The sequence below is a fragment of the Aldersonia sp. NBC_00410 genome, assembly GCF_026342035.1.
In the GTDB taxonomy this organism is placed as follows: domain Bacteria; phylum Actinomycetota; class Actinomycetes; order Mycobacteriales; family Mycobacteriaceae; genus Aldersonia.
On record NZ_JAPENM010000003.1, the window covers coordinates 384,636 to 403,877 of the forward strand.

Genomic DNA, 19,242 nt, shown 5'->3' on the forward strand with positions numbered 1-19,242 from the left:
GAGTCACCCGCGAACGCCGAACGGCAGGCCTGCATGGTTAGCCGATCGTGACCAGCGCGTCAAGTGCGTCGGCGACCGTCGAAACCGGCGTCGCCCGGATCCCCGGCGGCAGCGGTCCGTGATCGGGTGGCACCAGGGCGCGGGTGAAACCGAGTCGGACGGCCTCGCTGAGGCGTCGCGAGATGCCCGAGACGCGGCGGATTTCGCCGGCGAGGCCCACTTCACCGACCACCACGACGCCGACCGGCAATGTGCGATTCTGCACTGCCGAGGCGACTGCGACCGCGGTCGCAAGGTCGGCTGCCGGTTCGGTGACGCGCATGCCCCCCACTGTTGCCACGTACACCTCTTGTTTGGAAACCTTTATCCCACAACGGCTGTCGAGGACGGCGAGGATCATCGCGACGCGACTCGAATCCAGCCCGCTCACGGCGCGGCGCGGCGTCGGCGCAGCGGAATCGGTAACGAGCGCCTGCACTTCGCCGAGCAGGGCGCGCTTCCCGTCCATCGTCACGGTGACCGCGGTGCCGGGCACCGCGTCGCTGCGGTGATGCAGGAATAGATCCGACGGATCGGCGACCTCGGCGATGCCCTCGTCGCGCAGTTCGAAACACCCCACCTCGTCGGCCGCGCCGAAGCGGTTCTTCACCCCACGCACCATGCGCAACGTCGAATGCCGATCGCCCTCGAACTGCAGCACGACGTCGACGAGATGCTCGAGAGTCCGCGGGCCGGCCACGGCGCCGTCCTTAGTCACATGTCCGATGAGCAGCACTGCGATCCCGGTCGTTTTGGCGAGCGAGGTCAGGGTCGCGGTGACCGCCTTGACCTGTGTGACACCACCGACCGCGCCCTCGGTATCGGCTGCGCACATGGTTTGTACCGAGTCGACCACGAGCAGCGTCGGGCGCACCTGTTCGACGTGTCCGATGACGGTCGCGAGATCGGATTCGGCGGCGAGATAGACCCGATCGTGCACCGCCCCGGTGCGATCGGCGCGCATCCGGACCTGCCCGGCGGACTCCTCGCCGGTGACGTACAGCGCGGTGTCCTGCGGTGACCGGCGGGCCCACCGGTGGACCACCTCGAGCAGCAGGGTCGACTTGCCGACGCCGGGTTCGCCGGCCAGCAGGATCACCGAACCGGCCACCACCCCACCGCCGAGCACGCGATCGAGTTCACCGACCCCGGTCGACTTGGCATGCGAGGCGGTCGCATCGACGGCCGAGATCGGGATGGCCGGAGTGCTGGGTAACAGCGTGGCGCCGCCGCCGGCAACCCCGGCGAGTGCGCGCACCGGCAGTGCGTCGACCGAACCCCATTCGCCGCACTCCGGGCACCGGCCTACCCACTTCGGTACGGCGTATTGGCACGACGAACAGCGGTAGCTTGCTTTGGGTTTGGCCACGGACCGCAGCCTAGAAGCATGCCCCGACAGAATTGCCGGGGCACGCTGAACGAGTTCGGGGGAGTTAGTGTCCGCCGCCCTGGGCGTTCTCTTCCTCGCCGCCACCGGTCTCGTGGTGCTCGTTCGCGCTCGACTTGTCGGACGCTTGGCGCGGGGTGTACGGGCCCGCGTCGACCGGCACCTGCACGGTGACCGCGCCGGATTGCTCGAAGTCGAAGGTCACCGGAATGGTCAGCCCGGGGGTGAGATTCTTCTCGAGGTCGCTGATCTCGACGCGGATCGCGGTGTTGCCTTCGGTGGTCCGCTCCTCGTCCGTCACCGTCGTGCCCGTCGCTTCCGCGATCAGCGCGTGCTTCGGCGCGATATCGGTTGCACCTTCCGGAATGATCGTCACCTTGCCGGCATCGGTGGACAGCTTGGTCAGCCTGTCGGGGGTGGCGGGGCTGTTATTGATCGCCACGAACGCCAGGGCGGCGGTGCCGCCCTTGCTGTTGGTGTACTCATCGGAGTTCGGGTAGGCCACGTGCACGTTGCGCAGGGAGATGTCACCGACGTTGGCGAAGTTTCCGTTGACGGACGCGACCTGGGTGGCGGTCTGCGAAATCTGGCCGGATCCGCATCCCGAGAGGGCGAGTGCACCACCCGCGACGAGTACCGCGGCAGCGGCGGCCCGACGACCGGGACGGACCAGCGTCGAAAGCGGGCCGGTCCGAGCTATGCGAGCAGTCACGGGTTGTCCTCCATCGAGTCCGGTCGTCATCCACTAGGCAGAGTAGTAGTCCCCTGTCGAGCCTAAGCGCCCGGGCCGGTCGGCACCGCCCGAAACGGTCGCGGCGGCAATGCCCGCAGAACCGGCAAATGGTTGTTACATGCACGAATCGGTCGGGATGTCAAGTGTTCCGATATCGGCTTCATGCCCCTGACCTGCAGTCATGCTCGGCCGGTGTCGGAGGCGCGTGTTAAACTGGCAACATCGAAAGGGGCACGGGACAGATGAATTTTGAGGTCGGAGACACCGTCGTTTACCCCCATCATGGAGCGGCGCTGATCGAGGCAATCGAGACTCGCACCATCAAAGGTGAGCAGAAGAAGTATCTTGTTTTGAAGGTTGCGCAGGGTGATCTCACCGTTCGCGTTCCCGCTGATAATGCCGAATATGTCGGTGTGCGTGATGTTGTCGGCCAGGAAGGCCTCGACAAAGTGTTCCAGGTGCTGCGCGCGCCGCACACCGAGGAGCCGACCAACTGGTCTCGTCGGTACAAGGCGAATCTGGAGAAGCTCGCCTCGGGCGATGTGAACAAGGTCGCCGAGGTTGTGCGCGATCTTTGGCGTCGCGAGCAGGATCGTGGCCTGTCCGCGGGCGAAAAGCGAATGCTGGCGAAGGCGCGCCAGATTCTGGTCGGGGAGTTGGCGCTGGCCGAAGGCACGGATGAGGCCAAGGCGGACGTCATCCTCGACGAGGTTCTCGCCGCCGCCTCCTGAACGTGGCGTACTCAACAGCCGGGCCGGTCGTAGCGATCGTCCCGGCTGCCGGGCGTGGAGTGCGCCTCGGCGAATCGGCACCGAAGGCGTTCGTTCCGATCAACGGTGTGCCCATGGTCCGGCTTGCGGTGGAGGGTTTGCTCGCCGCCGGCGTGGTCGATGAAGTGGTTGTAGTCGTGCCGCCGGAGCACGTCCAATCCTCGGCCGAATTGCTTCCGGAGGGTATCCGCATCCTCGAGGGCGGTCCGGAACGCATCGATTCCGTGCGAGCCGGCATCGCCGCAGCACCGGAGGCCGGAATCTATCTCGTACACGACGCCGCCCGTGCCCTCACACCGCCCGCGCTGATCGCGCGCATCGTCACCGAACTGCGTGCCGGACGGGCCGCAGTCATTCCGGCGCTCGAAGTCGCCGACACCATCAAGAGCGTCGATCTCCTCGGCGGAGTCACCGCAACGCTGAACAGATCCGAGCTCCGCGCGGTCCAGACACCGCAAGGATTCGACGGCGAGCTGCTCCGCCGGGCGTATGCCTCGGTCACCGACGGAACCGACATCACCGACGACGCCGGCCTGGTCGAACGCGTCGGCGCCCGCGTCCGCGCGATTCCGGGTGATCCGCTCGCATTCAAGATCACCACGCCGCACGACCTCACGGTGGCGGCCGCACTGCACGCGGCGCAAGCCGGGAAAACCGGCTGATGCGGGTCGGCATCGGCACCGACGTCCATCCGATCGAACCGGGCAGGCCGTGCTGGATGGCCGGGCTGCTCTTTGCCGACGCCGACGGTTGCGCGGGTCACTCCGACGGCGACGTTGCGGTGCACGCACTCTGTGACGCACTGCTCTCTGCGGCCGGTCTCGGTGATCTCGGCTCGGTATTCGGCACCGACCGCCCCGAGTGGTCCGGCGCGACCGGAGCCGGGATGCTCACTCACGTACGCGAGTTACTCGCCGAGCAGGGCTACAAGGTGGGGAACGCATCGGTACAGGTGATCGGGAACAGGCCAAAGATCGGTCCGCGCAGGGCCCAGGCACAGCAGGTACTCACCGATCTGGTCGGTGCGCCCGTGTCGGTGTCCGCGACGACGACCGACGGTCTCGGCCTCACCGGACGCGGCGAGGGCATCGCGGCGATCGCCACTGCATTGATCGTGCGCACATCAGATGATCAATCCGACGTCACATCGGATTGATCCAGCGCGGTGACCGCCACCGGTCGACCAACCGGCAGATAGCGCAAAACGTCCAGGTAGGATCGCATGTCGTGACCTCCCCCGCTGCGACGACGCTTCGCCTGTTCGATACCGCGACGCGGGCGCTGCACGACTTCACCCCGCTGCACCCAGGCCACGTTTCCATCTATCTGTGCGGTGCGACCGTGCAGGGTGAACCGCATATCGGCCACGTACGCAGCGGGGTGGCGTTCGACGTGCTGCGGCGATGGCTCCTCGCCCACGACTACGACGTGGCGTTCATCCGCAACGTCACCGATATCGAAGACAAGGTGCTCACCAAGTCGGCGGCCGCGGGCCGGCCGTGGTGGGAATGGGCGATGACCTACGAGCGCGCCTTCGACGGCGCGTACGACGCGCTCGGCGTCCTGCCGCCCTCGTACGAACCGCGTGCCTCGGGCGAGATCCCGAAGATGGTCGAGCTGATGCAGCGGCTCATCGACAACGGCCACGCCTACGCCTCCGAGGGCAACGTCTATTTCAATGTGCGCAGCTACCCCGATTACGGGAAGCTGTCGGGGCACAAACTCGACGACGTCCATCAGGGTGAAAGCGCCGGGGCTGGCAAGCGCGATCAGCGCGACTTCACGCTGTGGAAGGCGACCAAGCCGGGGGAACCGTCCTGGGAGACGCCGTGGGGTCCGGGTCGCCCGGGTTGGCACCTGGAATGCTCCGCGATGGCCGAAACGTACCTCGGGGCGGAGTTCGATATCCATTGCGGCGGACTCGACCTCGTCTTTCCGCATCACGAGAACGAGATCGCGCAGGCAAAGGCCGCCGGCTCGCCGTTCGCCCGGCTCTGGCTGCACAACGGCTGGGTCACCATGGGCGGGGAGAAGATGTCGAAATCGCTCGGCAATGTGCTATCCGTGCCGAACGTGCTGAAAAGGGTCCGCCCGCAAGAGCTTCGGTTCTATCTCGGTAGTGCGCACTACCGCTCGATGCTGGAGTACTCGGACAACGCGCTCGAGGTCGCGGCGAAGTCGTATCAAGGCATCGAATCGTTCGTGTTGCGCGTCGTCGAGCGTGCCGGTGCTGTGCCGGTCGGCAAGTGGACCAACGCTTTTGCCGACGCCCTCGATGACGATCTCGGTGTGCCGAAGGCGCTCGCCGAGGTGCATGCCGTCGTCCGCAATGGCAACAAGGCCCTCGAATCCGGCGACACCGCGGGCGCGGTCGAAGCGGCCGCACAGGTACGCGGGATGCTGGCGATCCTCGGGGTCGATCCGCTCGATGAGCACTGGGCCCGCGACGAAGCGGACGCCACTGCCGCGCACGACGCCCTCGACGTGCTGGTCCGCGCCGAGCTGGATCGGCGTCAACAGGCCCGCAAGGACAAGGACTGGACGATCGCCGACGAGGTTCGCGATCGCCTCAGCACCGCGGGCATCGAAGTAACCGACACGCCCAACGGACCCGAGTGGTCCCTGAAGTCAGGACGCTGATGGCCGGAAACTCGCAGCGGCGGGGTGCGATCCGAAAGGGTGGCACGAAGAAGGGGCAGGTCGTCGGGTCCGGCGGCAGGCGCCGCCGTGGGCTGGAGGGTCGCGGCGCGACCCCGCCGGCGGAGATGCGCAAGGGACACGTAGCCCAGCGCCGGACAAAGTCCGCGACGAAGGACACCGGGCACAGGTCCGGCGGCCGCCCGGCCGGCCGCAAGCCCGACGACGGTCCCGAGACGGTGCTCGGCCGCAATCCGGTGGTGGAGTGCCTGCGCGCGGGAGTGCCCGCGACCGCGCTGTACGTCGCCGTCGGCACCGATAGTGACGAACGGTTGACCGAGAGTGTGCAGATCGCGGCGAACGCCGGTATTGCGATTCTTGAGGTGCCGCGCACCGACCTGGATCGGATGAGCTCGAACGGTCTGCATCAGGGTGTGGCTCTGCAGGTTCCGCCCTACCGGTACGCACATCCCGACGACCTGTTCGCCGGCGCGCAGGCCAGCGGCGAACAGGCACTGCTCGTCGCGCTCGACAACATCACCGACCCGCGCAATCTCGGTGCGGTGGTGCGCTCGGTCGCCGCGTTCGGTGGACACGGGGTGTTGATTCCGCAGCGTCGCAGCGCGAGCATCACCGCGGTGGCCTGGCGTACGAGCGCCGGTGCCGCTGCCCGGCTTCCGGTCGCGCGGGCGACGAATCTTACTCGGACACTGAAGGATTGGGCGGCGAAGGGCGTGCAGATCGTCGGCCTCGACGCCGACGGTGATACGACGCTCGACGAGTACGAAGGCACCGGCCCGGTCGTGATCGTGGTCGGGTCCGAGGGCAAGGGACTTTCCCGGCTGGTCCGCGAGACGTGTGACAGCGTGCTGTCCATTCCGATGGCGGGCCAAGTCGAGTCACTCAACGCCTCGGTTGCCGCGGGCGTCGTGCTCGCCGAGATTGCCCGGCAGCGTCGAATCGGCTGACCGCCGGGCCGAATCGGCTGACCGCCGGGCCGAATCGGCTGACCGCCGGGCCGAATCGGCTGACCGCCGGGCCGAATCTGCTAGGTACTCTCGATCGCCTTCTTGATGCGCTCGCCGAACGCCGGCCCGTCCTTGCGGGCCGCGCGAAGGGCCAGCGGCGCAAGGAGCTTGCCGAGCCCGTGGCCCTCGAGCTCGTTGAAAATGGTGACCCGGGTGCCGTTCTCGGTTGGCTCGAGGTCGTAGCCGCCGAATTTCGCGGTGATGGCGTTCTTCGACCGCTCGGCCCAGCGAATCTTCGTCGGCGCGTCGAACTCGGTGTACTCGAATTCGCGTTTCGTCGTCATGCCCGCGTCCTTCACGGTGCTGACGAAGACGGTGCCGACGCCGGGCGGCCCGTCGGTGGTTTTGGTGATCTCCTGGACACGGGGGCTGAACTTCTTGTCGTTCACGCCGGCGGCGAGGAAACCGAACACCTCGTCGATCGGCCGGTCGATATCCACGGTTGCCGAGAATCGTCCTGCCACGAACGCCTCCGATCAGGGGTTGCCGCAGAGACTACCGCTGCGACGTCGCCGCGGCAGCGTTTCACGAACCGTTCGTACCGTCAGCCGGTTTGCCGTACCCGCCGCCGCCCGGCGTGTGCACGACCAGCACGTCGTCGACCGCAAGGTCGACCGAGTCCGAGCCGCCCATTTCCTCGACGCTGCCGCCTGCGCGGTGTACCTCGTTGCGGCCCCGTTCGCCCGGGCTCCCGCCGGCCATCCCGTACGGCGCATTACGGCGGTTGTTGGACAGCATGCTCACCGTCACCGGCTCGGTGAACCGCAGCCGCCGCACCGCACCGTCGCCGCCGTGCCACCGACCCGCGCCCCCGCTGCCGCGCCGGATCGCGAACTCCTCCAGCAGCACCGGCAACCGCCACTCGAGCACCTCCGGGTCGGTGAGCCGCGAATTGGTCATATGCGTCTGCACCACCGGCGTGCCGTCGAAACCGTCGCCTGCGCCCGAGCCGGAACTCACCGTCTCGTAGTACTGATGATCGTCGTTGCCGAAGGTGAGGTTGTTCATCGTCCCGGCGCCCTCCGCCTGCACCCCCAGCGCGCCGTACAGCGCGCCGGTGATCGCCTGTGAGGTCTCCACGTTGCCTGCTACCACAGCGGCCGGGTACTCGGGTGAGAGCATCGAGTGTGGCGGCAGGACGATCTCGATGGGTTCGAGGCAGCCGTCGTTGAGCGGGATGTCGTCGGCCACGAGTGTGCGGAACACGTACAGCACAGCGGCATTCGCCACCGACGAGGGGGCGTTGTAGTTCGTGTCCAGCTGTGCCGAGGTGCCGGTGAAGTCGATTGTCGCCGTACGCTTCTCGCGATCGATCCCGATCTGCACGGAAATCGCCGCGCCCGAGTCCATCTCGTAGCGGAACTCGCCCGGCTGCAGCGTATCGATCACGCGTCGCACCGACTCTTCGGCATTGCGGCGAACATGCGCCATATAGGCATGGACCACATCGAGGCCGTACTGTTCGACCATCTTGCCCAGTTCGTCGACACCCTTCTGGTTCGCCGAGATCTGCGCGCGCAGGTCGGCGATGTTGGTTCGCGGGTTGCGGGACGGATACGCCGCGCCGGTGAGTAGTTCGACGGTCTCGTCCTCGCGGAATTCGCCCTCCCCGACGAGCAGCCAGTTGTCGAACAGCACACCTTCCTCCTCGACATTGCGGCTGTGTGCGGGCATGGAACCCGGTGTCAATCCACCGATCTCGGCATGATGACCGCGCGAGGCGACCCAGAACAGCAGGTCGTCGCCATCGGATCCGAGCACCGGGGTGATGACCGTGATATCGGGCAGGTGCGTGCCGCCGTGGAATGGATCGTTCACCGCGTACACGTCGCCGCGCCGTACGCCGCGGTCGTCGGCGGCGCGGCGGGTGATGACCTCCTTGACGCTGGGCCCCATCGAGCCGAGATGCACCGGAATATGGGGTGCATTGGCGATGAGGTTGCCGTCCTGGTCGAAGATCGCGCAGGAAAAGTCCAGGCGCTCCTTGATATTCACCGATTGCGAAGTGGATTCCAGTCGGGAGCCCATTTGTTCGGCTACCGACATGAACAGGTTGTTGAAGATCTCGAGCAGCACCGGATCGGCCTCGGTGCCGGCATTGGCCACCTCGCGCGGCGCGACCCGCTCGATGAGCAGATGGCCGGCCTCGGTGACGTGTGCCCGCCAGCCCCTGTCCACCACTGTGGTCGAGTTGGCTTCGGTGAGAATCGCGGGACCGGTGATCGTCGCGTCGGGCGCGAGTCCTTCGCGGGCCACGCACTGCACATCGCGCCAACCGCCGTCGACGAACATCCGCACCGAGCGATCGGGAACATCTTGCGCCGCAATGTCATCGCCGAGATGAGCGAGGTCGGGTGCGTCGGTCCGCCCGGTTGCCTCGACGGAGAGTGCTTCCACCACCATCGGCCGGTCCATCAGGAACGAGTACGTGCGCCGGTGCGATTCCTCGAATGCGGCGACCATGTCGTCGTGCGCGCCGAGTTCGACCTGCACTGCGGTGTCGGTGCCGTCGTAACGGACATGGGCGCGGCGCGTCACCGTGATTCGCTCGTCGGGCACCTGCTCGTCACGCAGCTCGGTGCGGGTTGCCTCGGCGAGATCGTCGGCCACGGACTCGATCTCCGACATCGAGGAGGGGTGCAGGCGTGTCTCCACGGACTGCTCGCGCATTGCTGTGGTGTCCGCGAGGCCGATGCCGAGCGCGGAAAGCACGCCGGCCATCGGGGGAACGAGCACCGTGTCCATGCCGAGCGAATCGGCCACCGCGCAGGCATGTTGGCCTCCCGCGCCACCGAAGGTGGTGAGGGCGTATCTGGTGACGTCGTGTCCCTTCTGCACCGAGATCTTCTTCACCGCGTTCGCCATGTTCGCCACCGCGATGCGTAGGAACCCCTCGGCCACCTGCTCGGGGGTGCGTTCGTCGCCGGTCTGCGCACGGATCTCGCCGGCCAGCGCGTCGAACTTCTCGCGCACCACGTCCGCATCGAGCGCATCGTCCCCGCTTTCGCCGAACACGTTCGGAAAGAAGTCCGGCTGGACGCGGCCGAGCATGACGTTGGCGTCGGTCACCGTCAGCGGTCCACCGCGACGGTAGCTCGCCGGCCCCGGATCGGCGCCGGCCGAATCTGGGCCCACCCGGTAGCGGCTGCCGTCGAAGTGCAGGATCGACCCGCCACCAGCTGCGACGGTGTGAATGTCCATCATCGGTGCGCGCAGCCGCACCCCGCCGACCTGGGCGTCGAAGACCCGCTCGTACTGGCCGGCGTAGTGCGACACATCGGTCGAGGTGCCGCCCATGTCGAAGCCGATCACCCGGTCGAAGCCGGCAAGTTCCGACATCCGCACCATGCCGACGATGCCGCCGGCCGGTCCGGACAGGATCGCGTCCTTGCCGCGGAAATGCTCCGCGGCGGCCAGGCCGCCGTTGGATTGCATGAACATCAGCGGCACCGCATCGTCTGCCCGGCCCGGGCGGTTGTCACCGTCGTCGGTGCCCGCGAGTTCGTCGGCGACCTGACGCACGTAGCGGCGCAGTACGGGCGAGAGATAGGCGTCCACGACCGCGGTGTCACCGCGCGGGACGAGCTTCATCAGCGGACTGACCTCGGCCGATCGCGACACCTGCGTGAAGCCGAGGTCCGTCACGACCCGGCCGACCGCCTCCTCGTGCGCGGGGTACAGGTGGCTGTGCATGCAGACCACCGCCACCGCGGTGACGCCGTCGGAGCGAGCGGCTTCGAGCGCCTCCCGAACCGCGTCGAGTTCGGGCTCGCGCAGCACCGTCCCGTCGGCAGTGACCCGCTCGTCGACCTCGATCACGTTCTCGTACAGCGGTTCCGGCAGGACGATATGCCGGTCGAAGATGCGCGGCCGATTCTGGTAGCCGATGCGCAGGGCGTCGCCGAACCCGCGGGTGATCACCAGCGTCGTGCGCTCGCCCTTGCGTTCCAGCAGCGCGTTGGTCGCCACGGTGGTGCCCATCCGGACCACCTCGACCAGATGGGCCGGGACCGGGGTGTTCTCGTCCACCTCGAGCAGCTCCCGGATACCTGCGACGGCCGCGTCCTTGTAGCGGCCCGGGTTCTCCGAGAGCAGCTTGTGCGTGCGGAGTCGGCCGTCCGGCCGGCGGGCCACGATATCGGTGAAGGTGCCGCCGCGATCGATCCAGAACTGCCACCGACTCATATCGGCGATCGTAGACGTCGCGGCAGCCCGGCCGGCGGGGCTCGCGTCAGGCCGCGACGGCCGGCTTGCGACCGGCGGAGCGCTCGCGCCGCGAGCCGATGAACCGGCACACCAGGTAGATCACGAACGCGATCGCGGTGACGAAACTCGACACCGGCACCCCGGGGGCGAGCGAGAGCAGGATGCCGCCGACCGCAGCGAGTTCGGCGAACGCGATCGAGAGCAGTGTCGCGCGCAGCGGGTTGGCGGTGACCCGCGCGGCGGCCGCTGCCGGGGTGATGAGCAGCGCGAGGACGAGCAGTGCACCGACGATCTGCACGCCGAGGGCCGCGGCCACGCCGACGAGTACGGCGAAGACGATCGTCAGCCGATGCACCGGAACACCGCGCGCCATCGCCACTTCGGGGTCGGTGGAGGCGAACAACAAGGGGCGGTAGACGAGTGCGAGCACGATGAGCACCACGATCGAGCAGCCGAGCAGCAAGTTGAGACCGCTGTTGCCGACCCCGACGATCTGCCCGACGAGCAGCGCGAAGCTGGTGCCGGTGCGGCCCGGGTACAGCCACAGGAACAGCACGGACAGACCGAGACCGAAGGAGATCACGACGCCGATCACCGAATCACGTTCGCGGGCACGGCTACCGAGCAACCCGAACACCACCGCGGCGACGACCGAGCCGAGTACAGCGCCGAGGCCGACGCTGATCCCGGCGAGCAGTGCCGCGGACGCGCCGGTGAGCGAGAGTTCGCTGATGCCGTGCACCGCGAACGACATTTGTCTGCTGATGATCAGTGGACCGAGCACCCCGGCGAGTAGTCCGAGAATCGCCGCCGCGACGAGGGCCTGTTGCACGAAGCCGTAGGACAGCAGGTGCGCGGTGGTGTTGAAGTCGAACATCTTGGAGAAGACGTCGCCGAGTCGGTCGCTCATCAGTGATCCTCCCCAGGATGATGGTCCCCGGTCGAGCCGAGTGCGTCGACGGCGTCGCCGGTGCCGACCACGATGAGCCGGCCGCGGACGTGCAACACGTCCACATCGGTTTGATACAGCTCCGAAAGCACCTGGGAGGTCATCACCTCACGCGGGTGCCCGATGCGGAACTTCCCGTCGACGATGTAGACGACGCGGTCGACCATCGGCAGGATCGGGTTGATCTCGTGGGTCACGAACAGCACCGCGGTGTCGTAGGTGCGTCTGCGCCGCTCGATCAGTCCGGACACGAGTTGCTGGTTGGCCAGGTCGAGGGACAGCAGCGGTTCGTCGCACAGCAGCACCTTCGGATCCCCGACGAGGGATTGCGCCACGCGCAACCGCTGCTGTTCGCCACCGGAAAGCGTGCCCAGCGGCGCGTCCGCGAAATGTTGGGCGCCGACCTCGTCGAGGACTTCGTCCACGATGCGACGCCGTCGCGCTCGGTTGCGTAGTCCGATACCCCATTGGTGGCCGTCCACCCCGAGGCCGACCAGGTCGCGCCCGCGCAGCGGAACACCGGCGTCGAGCGACTTCTGCTGCGGGATATAGCCGACATCGGAATTGCCTGCCCGCGCCGACCTTCCCGCGACCTGCGCGGTGCCGTCGCTCAGGTTCAGCTGCCCGAGCAGCACCTTGAGCAGGGAAGTCTTTCCCGACCCGTTCGGGCCGAGCACCGCGACGAATTCCCCCGGTGCCACGTCGAGTTGCAGGTCGCGCCACAACGTGCGCTCACCGAACGCGAGCCGCGCGTTCTGCAACGAGACTGCGGGCGTGCGGGTTTGCGCGGCCGGGGTCATCGGGGTTGTCCGAGTGCGTCGGCGAGGTGCTGCGCGTTGTCGGTCTGCCAGGTGGCGAAGTCGGTGCCTTCCGGCAACGTCTCGCTGACTGCGACGACCGGGATACCGTTGTCCTGCGCTACTTTCCGGAACTCTTCGGTCAACTTGTCCTGGGTTTGCGAATTCCAGAGCAACGCGCGGACGGAACTGCTCGCCAGCAGATCGCGGGTTTGCGCGACGGCGTTCGGCGACGGGTCGGTGCCCTCCTCGATCGCGTTCTCCAGGTCCTGCGGCGTGACGTCCTGTGCGCCCGCTGCTTGGAGGAGGTAGTAGGCGATCGGCTCGGACTGCACGACCGGTGCGCCGGGATGCTGCGTCGCGATCTGCGCGGTGATCGCGGTGACACCGTAGAGTTGTCCCGCGAACGATGCGGCGCGTGAATGGAAGTCGGCTGCTCGATCGGGATCGAGGTCGGCGAGCTTGTCGGCGATCTGTTCGGCGACGGCTTGCACCGTCGGCATGTCGTACCAGACGTGCTCGTTGACCGAGCTGTTGTCGTGGCCCTCGTGCGAGTCCGTCGCGTCGGAGGAGGCGAGCGCGGCGAATGCCTCGATGGTGGGTTTGTCCGGCTCGCTGTCGAGAATCTTCTCGATGAACTCGTCGTAACCGCCGCCGTTGAATACGACCAGATCCGCATCGATGACGGCGGCCGCGTCGGCGGGGCTCGACTCGTACGAATGCGGATCGGCGCTCGGGTCGTCGATGATCGACGTCACCTCGGCATCGGGCCCGGCCACCGCCTCGGCGACGCTGCCCCACACGTTCGTCGACGCGACCACGTGAATGCGGCCGTCGTCACTGTCGCCCGCGCAGCCGGTCAAGCCCACGGTCATGAGCAGCGCGGCCGCGACGATCGCGACGGCCGAGCGGCGTGAGCGAGCGGGCATAACGACTCCGTGACTTAATGGAAATGATTTCCATTGAGCTTAGCGCCGGTGGGCGCGCCGACGAAATCGCGCACCAATCCCACATAGTGAATGGAACTTTTGGTGCGCTCAGCGGAGTGAACGATTCCGTTCACTCCGCTGAGCGCACCGGATCTTCCGTTCACAATGTGGGACGCGCCCAGTATCTGGGACTCGGGCGTCTACCTCACGCTGAGCAACTGCGCGCAGCGCAGCAGGCCGAGGTGGCTGTAGGCCTGGGGGTGGTTGCCGAGCGATCGTTCCGCGACCGGGTCGTACTCCTCGCTGAGCAGTCCGGTTGGGCCGGCCGCGTTGACGAGCTGGGTGAACAGGGCCTCGGCATCGTTGCGTCTGCCGATCAGCAGGTACGCCTCGACCAGCCAGGCGGCACACAGGTGGAAGCCGCCCTCGCCGCCGGGCAGGCCGTCGTCGTGGTGGTACCGGTACACCGTGGATCCGCTGCGCAGCTCCGCTTCGGTCGCGAGCACGGTCGCGACGAATCGCGGGTCGTCGGGTGCGATCAAACCGCTCAGCCCGATGTGCAAGCTGGCGGCGTCGAGGTCGGTGCCGTCGTAGGCCGCGGTGAACGACTCGACGTCGGCGTTCCAGCCCTTCTCCAGCACCTCGGTGGCGATTTCTTCGCGCAGCACGGGCCACTCCGGCTCGGCGGTCCGGTCGAAGCTCGCCGCCAGCGTCAGCGCCCGGTCGAGCGTCAGCCAGCCCATCACCTTGGAGTAGACGTGGTGGCGCGGATTGTCGCGGATCTCCCAGATGCCGTGATCGGGCTCGTGCCAGCGCCGCTGCACCGCGGCCACCATCGCACACACCAGTTCCCAGTCGCGGTCCGGCAGGATCTCGGCGGGATCGGTGACGCCCTTGCGCTCCCGGCCGTGCGCGAGATCGGAGATGAGCGCGACGATCGGACCGAACACGTCGAGCTGCACCTGTGTGTTCGCCGCATTGCCGACCCGGACCGGCCGCGAGCCGGCATATCCGGGCAGCTGGTCGAGCACGGCTTCGGGCGGCAGGCCCTGACCGTAGATCGTGTAAAGCGGGTGTAGCCGCTCCGGGCCGGGCAGCGTTTCCAGCACCCCGTGCACCCAGTCGAGGTAGGCCTCCGCCTCGCCGAGCGAACCGAGCGAGACCAGCGACGTCGCGGTCAGTGCGGCGTCACGCAGCCAGCAGTAGCGGTAGTCCCAGTTGCGCACGCCGCCGACGTCCTCCGGCAGCGAGGTGGTCGCGGCCGCGAGGATCGACCCGGACGGCTCGTGCACCAGGCCGCGCAGGGTCAGCGCCGAACGCTTCATCAGGTCCGGCTTCACCTGCGGCAGTTCGAGTCCGCGCACCCAACTCGACCAATACGTCTCGGCGATCTCGCGGCGCTCGGTCTCGTCGCGAGTGGCGGGCGCGAGATCCCATGTTCCGCAGCGCAACTCCAGCACGATCGGACCGTCGCTCGGATCGACCACGGCGTAGGCGGTCTGCTGCATACCGTCGCTGGTGATGTCCCAATGCACCCCGGGGGAGCGCAACACCATGGGCTCGTTCGTGCCGTACACCCGCAGCCCGTACGTCTCCGGCTCGATCTGCACCTGCGCCTGGCCGAACTCGGGTCGCGGCGCGAAGGTCACCACGGCCTTGGCGCTGCCGCGAATCACCCGCGTGACGTCGGTGCGTTCCGGTGCCACGTCGTGTGGCAGATAGTCGATGACCGACAATGCGGCCCAACGGGTTTCGACCGTCATGGTGCCGTCGAGGTAGCGCTGCGACAGCGGCAGCGACTCGCGCTGCGGACCGATGCTGAAATGTCCTGCCTCGGTGCCGCCGAGCAGATGCGCGAACACCGCGCCCGAATCCGGCTCGGGGTGGCACAGCCAGGTGAGGGTTGCGTCCGGGGTCAGCAGGGCCACCGAACGCGGGCTCGCCAGCATCGTCAACCGCTCGATCGGCGGTGCGCTCGCTCCCGCCAGCCAGGTGCGCCGCTCCTCGTAGAGAAACGCGAGGGCGGTAGCCACATCATCGGTGGACTCGACGCGGTACTGCGCCGCGCTGTCGCCGCCACCGACCTTGATTCCGACGTCTGGGCCGTGCAGTCGGACGAAGACCTTCTCGTCGGTGACGTCGTCGCCGAGGAAGACCGCCGCGCTGGCCGATCCCTCGTGGCGCAGAATGTCGAGCGCGTCGCCCTTGTCGGTGGAGATTACCGCCAGCTCGATCACGGCCTTGCCCTCGGTGACCTGTACCCCGGTCCAGGTCGCGGCGCCGTGCCGGACGCGGACGAGTGCCTGCTCGCCGACCGATTCTTCGGCGTTGCGCACGTGCAGTGCGACGCTTGCCGGCTTCGTCTCGATGGTGACGCCGGCGCTCTCGGCGGCGATCGACGCCAGCTCCTTGGTCAGGTCCTCCAACAGGATTTTCGCGTCACTGTCGATGGCGTGCAGGAAGCCGACCTCGAACTCCGAGCCGTGGCTGCCGACGAGATGCACTTCCGCGGGCAGCCTGGACAGCGTGGCCAGGTCCCGCAGCGCGCGCCCGGAGATCACCGCCGCCGTGGTGTAGGTCAGGCCGGCGAGCGCGCGCAGCGCTCGCACCGACGCGGAGTTCGGGAACGCCTTCGCGGGGTCGGAGACGATCGGCGCCATCGTGCCGTCGTAGTCCGAGGCGACGAGCAGACGCGGGGTGCGCGCCACCACGGTCAGGGCGCGCCGCAAGTCGATGTCGAGATCCTGTGCACTCACGCTGCAAACGGTATGCGATCGGCGCGGTCTCGACCGGACTCCCGGGCATCCGGAGTCGCGCTGATCACATCTGCGGCACGTCCGGCAAGCAGGTCAGATAGTGCGGCGGTCGCCGAGCAGCAGGTCGACGGTGAGTTCGAGGCGGGCGGCGACGTCGGTGGCCGACGACCGGCGGGTGAGCCATGCGACCAGGTTCGACAGCCACACGTCGCTGATCACGCGGGCAATCGCGAGCTGTTCCTCGGTGGGGTCGCCGTCGTTCATCGCGCGCGCGAAGAGGCGGTCCATCACCTTGCCGACCCGGTCGACTTCGGCGGCGGCCGATGCGTCGGCGAACATGAATGCCCGCGTCATCGCCTCGGTGAGCAGCGGGTCGCGTTGCATCGAGCGGGTGATCTGCGCGAGCAACTGCTGCATGCGCTCGCGCGGGGAGCCGTCGGTGGACGGGCGTCGTTTGCTTTCGATCCGTTCGAATTCCCGCGCCAGTGCCGAAACGAGCAGATGAACTTTGGACGGGAAGTAGCGGTACAGCGTGCCGACGGCAACGTCGGCGCGTTCGGCGACCGCGCGCATCTGTACGGCTTCGTAGCCACCCTTGGACGCCAAGGCCAACGTCGCGTCGAGAATGCGCTTGCGTCGCTCGCGCTGGGCGGTGGAACTCAAATCGTCGTCGCTGAGGGTGGTGACAGCGCCGTTGCCCGTGCTTGGCGTACGGGAGGAACTTGCCATCGACTGGTGCCTCGTTCTCGTTTCGGTTTGCACTTGACTTTCGGTTCACATTAGAACACGTTCTACGTGTGGGTGTCATCATCGAAAAGGGGCCGAAGCTGTGACAACAGCCACCACTGACGAGCAGAAAGCGGTGCAGCAATCCATCAGGGCGTGGGCGCGTTCGGCCCACCCGATTGCAACGCAACGCGACGGCGGTGTCGACTCCTGGCAGGCATTGTGGCCCGGTCTCGCGGGGCTTGGGCTGTTCTCCGTTGCACTGCCCGAGGTATCCGGCGGCGTCGACGGAACGGTGCTCGACCTCGCCGTGATGATAGAGGAATCCGCCAGGAATCTGGTCGGTGGACCGGTGCTCGGTACGGCCCTCGCCGGCCTGCTGGTTGGCAGGCACGAAGCGGGCGAGTCGGCCGCGGCGCAACGGTTCGGGCCCGAAATCTCCGACGGGAAACTCGCCTGCGCCGTCGCGCTCAGTGCCGATCCGGTGCCGGGACATGCGGACGACTCCGGCGTGTCCGTCTCCGGTGACGCCGGCCTGGTGCTCGGTGCGACCGATTCGACGGCAGTGTTGCTGCCCGTCCTCGTCGACGACACGACGGTGTGGTGCCTCGTTGACGCCGGTGCGCCAGGATTGATCCTGACTGCGGTGCAGGGCCTCGATCACGGAGTTCCGCTCGCCCGGGTCTCGTTGGCCGAGGTGCACGTCGACGCGGACCGCGTGCTCACCGGACTGGACGCGGACGTGCCGCGCAACCTCGCCGTCGCGCTCGCCGCCGCGGAGGCCGCCGGCATCGCCGGGTGGTGCCTGGAGACAGCCGTCGAGTACGCCAAGGTGCGCGAGCAGTTCGGCAAGAAGATCGGCTCCTTCCAGGCCGTCAAGCACATTTGCGCGCAGATGTTGACCCGCGTCGAGCGCATCCGCGCGGTCGCGTGGGACGCGGCCGTTGCCGCCGAAGAGGCACTGGATCCGGCCGCCAAGGGCGGCGGCGATCTGCCGATTGCGGCCGCGGTGGCGGGTGCGGTGGCGCTGGACGACGCGGTCGAAACGGCCAAGGACTGCATTCAGGTGCTCGGCGGCATCGGCTTCACCTGGGAACACGATGCGCATCTGTACCTGCGCCGCGCCGGCACGCTGCGTCAGCTGCTCGGCGGTGGCCCCAAGTGGCGTGCCCGGGTTGTCGAGCTCACCCGCGCGGGTGCCCGGCGCGGCTCGAACATCGACCTGAGCGAGTACACCGATCTGCGCGACGAGATAGTGGCCGAAGCGGAAAAGATCGCCGCGCTCCCCGCGGACGAGCGTCGCGTCCCGCTCGCCGAATCGGGTCTGCTTGCCGCGCACTGGCCGAAGCCGTACGGCCGCGCGGCCGATGCTGCCGAGCAACTGCTGATCGCCGAAGAGTTGGACCGCGTCGGCGTCGCGCGCCCGGACCTGATCATCGGCTGGTGGGCGGTGCCGACCATCCTCGAGCACGGCACGCCCGAGCAGATCGAGCGCTTCGCCATGCCGACCCTGCGCGGCGAATTGAACTGGTGCCAGCTGTTCAGTGAGCCGGGCGCCGGCTCGGACCTCGCCGCGCTGCGTACCTCCGCCACCAAGGTCGAGGGTGGCTGGAAGCTGCAGGGGCAGAAGGTGTGGACCTCGAAGGCGCAGGAATCGGACTGGGGCATCTGCCTGGCCCGCACCAACCCGGACGCCCCGAAGCACCGCGGCATCAGCTACTTCGTGGTCGATATGCGCAGCCCGGGTGTCGACATCCGCCCCCTGCTGGAGATCATCGGCGAGCCACGGTTCAACGAGGTCTTCCTCGATGATGTGTTCGTGCCCGACGATTGTTTGGTCGGCACCATCGACGATGGTTGGAAGCTGGCCAACACCACGCTCGCCAACGAGCGCGTCGCGATCGGCGGCGGGTCCCTGCTGGACAAGTCGATCGAGGAACTCGTCGAGGCCACGCCCGTGGACGACGCCGTCGCCAACGACAAGCTCGGTTCGCTGATCGCCAACTCCATCGTGGGCTCGCTGCTCGACCTGCGTACCGCGATCCGCTCGCTCGAGGGGCAGGATCCCGGTCCCGAATCGAGCGTGCGCAAACTGCTCGGCGTGCAGCAGCGCCAAGGCATCGCCGAGTTCGCGTTCGAGGTGGCCGGCGTGGAGGGCGTGCTCGACGACGGTCCTGCGCGTGAGTTCCTGGTCACCCGCTGCCTGTCGATTGCCGGCGGGACCACTCAGATTCTGCTCACCGTCGCCGCGGAACGAATTCTCGGACTGCCGCGAGGTTAGCTCC

The 19,242-nt window shown here is 67.6% G+C and carries 15 protein-coding genes; 6 read left to right on the forward strand and 9 right to left on the reverse strand.

Translation table 11 applies throughout. The annotated features are described in order from the left end of the window. Positions 1 to 37: 37 nt before the first annotated feature. Positions 38 to 1,408 (reverse strand): DNA repair protein RadA, encoded by a 1,371-nt coding sequence (gene radA / locus OG921_RS08750; RefSeq protein WP_266111987.1) that lies wholly within the window; start codon positions 1,406 to 1,408, stop codon positions 38 to 40. A gap of 64 nt (positions 1,409 to 1,472) precedes the next feature. Then, a complete protein-coding gene (locus OG921_RS08755) occupies positions 1,473 to 2,138 on the reverse strand; it encodes a hypothetical protein (protein WP_266111988.1) in 666 nt (221 codons plus the stop codon). Between the two features lie 263 nt (positions 2,139 to 2,401). Here OG921_RS08755 and OG921_RS08760 point away from each other — a divergent pair, with 263 nt between their 5' ends. The 5 genes from OG921_RS08760 to rlmB all read left to right on the forward strand — a co-directional run bounded on the left by OG921_RS08760 (position 2,402) and on the right by rlmB (position 6,534). Next, positions 2,402 to 2,890, forward strand: coding sequence for a CarD family transcriptional regulator (locus OG921_RS08760; RefSeq protein WP_266111989.1), 489 nt, complete (start codon positions 2,402 to 2,404; stop codon positions 2,888 to 2,890). Between the two features lie 2 nt (positions 2,891 to 2,892). After that, on the forward strand, positions 2,893 to 3,591 hold the full coding sequence (gene ispD, locus OG921_RS08765) for a 2-C-methyl-D-erythritol 4-phosphate cytidylyltransferase (protein ID WP_266111990.1): 699 nt from the start codon (positions 2,893 to 2,895) through the stop codon (positions 3,589 to 3,591). After that, positions 3,591 to 4,085, forward strand: coding sequence for a 2-C-methyl-D-erythritol 2,4-cyclodiphosphate synthase (gene ispF / locus OG921_RS08770; protein WP_266111991.1), 495 nt, complete (start codon positions 3,591 to 3,593; stop codon positions 4,083 to 4,085). The genes ispD and ispF overlap by 1 nt, the downstream gene beginning before the upstream one ends. Before the next feature lie 71 nt (positions 4,086 to 4,156). After that, entirely contained in the window at positions 4,157 to 5,569 is a 1,413-nt protein-coding gene (gene cysS / locus OG921_RS08775; RefSeq protein ID WP_266111992.1) for a cysteine--tRNA ligase, read from the forward strand. Then, complete coding sequence (rlmB, locus tag OG921_RS08780) at positions 5,569 to 6,534, forward strand: 23S rRNA (guanosine(2251)-2'-O)-methyltransferase RlmB (protein WP_266111993.1); 966 nt, start codon at positions 5,569 to 5,571, stop codon at positions 6,532 to 6,534. The genes cysS and rlmB overlap by 1 nt, the downstream gene beginning before the upstream one ends. Positions 6,535 to 6,614: 80 nt before the next feature. Here rlmB and OG921_RS08785 read toward each other — a convergent pair whose 3' ends face one another. From OG921_RS08785 to kstR, 7 genes are all read right to left on the reverse strand, one after another. Continuing rightward, positions 6,615 to 7,058, reverse strand: coding sequence for an SRPBCC family protein (locus OG921_RS08785; protein WP_266111994.1), 444 nt, complete (start codon positions 7,056 to 7,058; stop codon positions 6,615 to 6,617). A 61-nt stretch (positions 7,059 to 7,119) separates the two neighbouring features. Further along, on the reverse strand, positions 7,120 to 10,779 hold the full coding sequence (locus tag OG921_RS08790; protein ID WP_266111995.1) for a hydantoinase B/oxoprolinase family protein: 3,660 nt from the start codon (positions 10,777 to 10,779) through the stop codon (positions 7,120 to 7,122). Positions 10,780 to 10,825: 46 nt separating this feature from the next. After that, positions 10,826 to 11,710 (reverse strand): metal ABC transporter permease, encoded by an 885-nt coding sequence (locus tag OG921_RS08795; RefSeq protein ID WP_266111996.1) that lies wholly within the window; start codon positions 11,708 to 11,710, stop codon positions 10,826 to 10,828. After that, a complete protein-coding gene (locus OG921_RS08800) occupies positions 11,710 to 12,549 on the reverse strand; it encodes a metal ABC transporter ATP-binding protein (RefSeq protein ID WP_266111997.1) in 840 nt (279 codons plus the stop codon). The genes OG921_RS08795 and OG921_RS08800 overlap by 1 nt, the downstream gene beginning before the upstream one ends. Beyond that, complete coding sequence (locus OG921_RS08805; protein ID WP_266111998.1) at positions 12,546 to 13,475, reverse strand: metal ABC transporter solute-binding protein, Zn/Mn family; 930 nt, start codon at positions 13,473 to 13,475, stop codon at positions 12,546 to 12,548. Before OG921_RS08805 ends, OG921_RS08800 begins: the two co-directional genes overlap by 4 nt. 200 nt (positions 13,476 to 13,675) lie before the next feature. Continuing rightward, positions 13,676 to 16,231: a trehalose-phosphatase gene (gene otsB, locus OG921_RS08810; RefSeq protein ID WP_266111999.1), complete on the reverse strand. Its 2,556-nt coding sequence runs from the start codon at positions 16,229 to 16,231 to the stop codon at positions 13,676 to 13,678. Between the two features lie 93 nt (positions 16,232 to 16,324). Beyond that, complete coding sequence (gene kstR, locus OG921_RS08815) at positions 16,325 to 16,960, reverse strand: cholesterol catabolism transcriptional regulator KstR (RefSeq protein WP_266112000.1); 636 nt, start codon at positions 16,958 to 16,960, stop codon at positions 16,325 to 16,327. A gap of 100 nt (positions 16,961 to 17,060) precedes the next feature. On the opposite strand from kstR, the gene OG921_RS08820 reads away from it, so the two are divergent. Further along, positions 17,061 to 19,238, forward strand: a complete 2,178-nt coding sequence (locus tag OG921_RS08820; protein ID WP_266112001.1) for an acyl-CoA dehydrogenase — start codon at positions 17,061 to 17,063, stop codon at positions 19,236 to 19,238. The last annotated feature ends 4 nt before the right edge of the window (positions 19,239 to 19,242 follow it).

Excerpts from the sequence above, each read along its gene's own strand:
- OG921_RS08760 (WP_266111989.1), top strand. The coding sequence starts at position 2,402 with ATGAATTTTGAGGTCGGAGACACCGTCGTTTACCCCCATCATGGAGCG.
- ispF (WP_266111991.1), top strand. The coding sequence starts at position 3,591 with ATGCGGGTCGGCATCGGCACCGACGTCCATCCGATCGAACCGGGCAGG.
- rlmB (WP_266111993.1), top strand. The coding sequence starts at position 5,569 with ATGGCCGGAAACTCGCAGCGGCGGGGTGCGATCCGAAAGGGTGGCACG.
- OG921_RS08790 (WP_266111995.1), bottom strand. The coding sequence starts at position 10,779 with ATGAGTCGGTGGCAGTTCTGGATCGATCGCGGCGGCACCTTCACCGAT.
- OG921_RS08795 (WP_266111996.1), bottom strand. The coding sequence starts at position 11,710 with ATGAGCGACCGACTCGGCGACGTCTTCTCCAAGATGTTCGACTTCAAC.
- OG921_RS08800 (WP_266111997.1), bottom strand. The coding sequence starts at position 12,549 with ATGACCCCGGCCGCGCAAACCCGCACGCCCGCAGTCTCGTTGCAGAAC.
- OG921_RS08805 (WP_266111998.1), bottom strand. The coding sequence starts at position 13,475 with ATGCCCGCTCGCTCACGCCGCTCGGCCGTCGCGATCGTCGCGGCCGCG.
- kstR (WP_266112000.1), bottom strand. The coding sequence starts at position 16,960 with ATGGCAAGTTCCTCCCGTACGCCAAGCACGGGCAACGGCGCTGTCACC.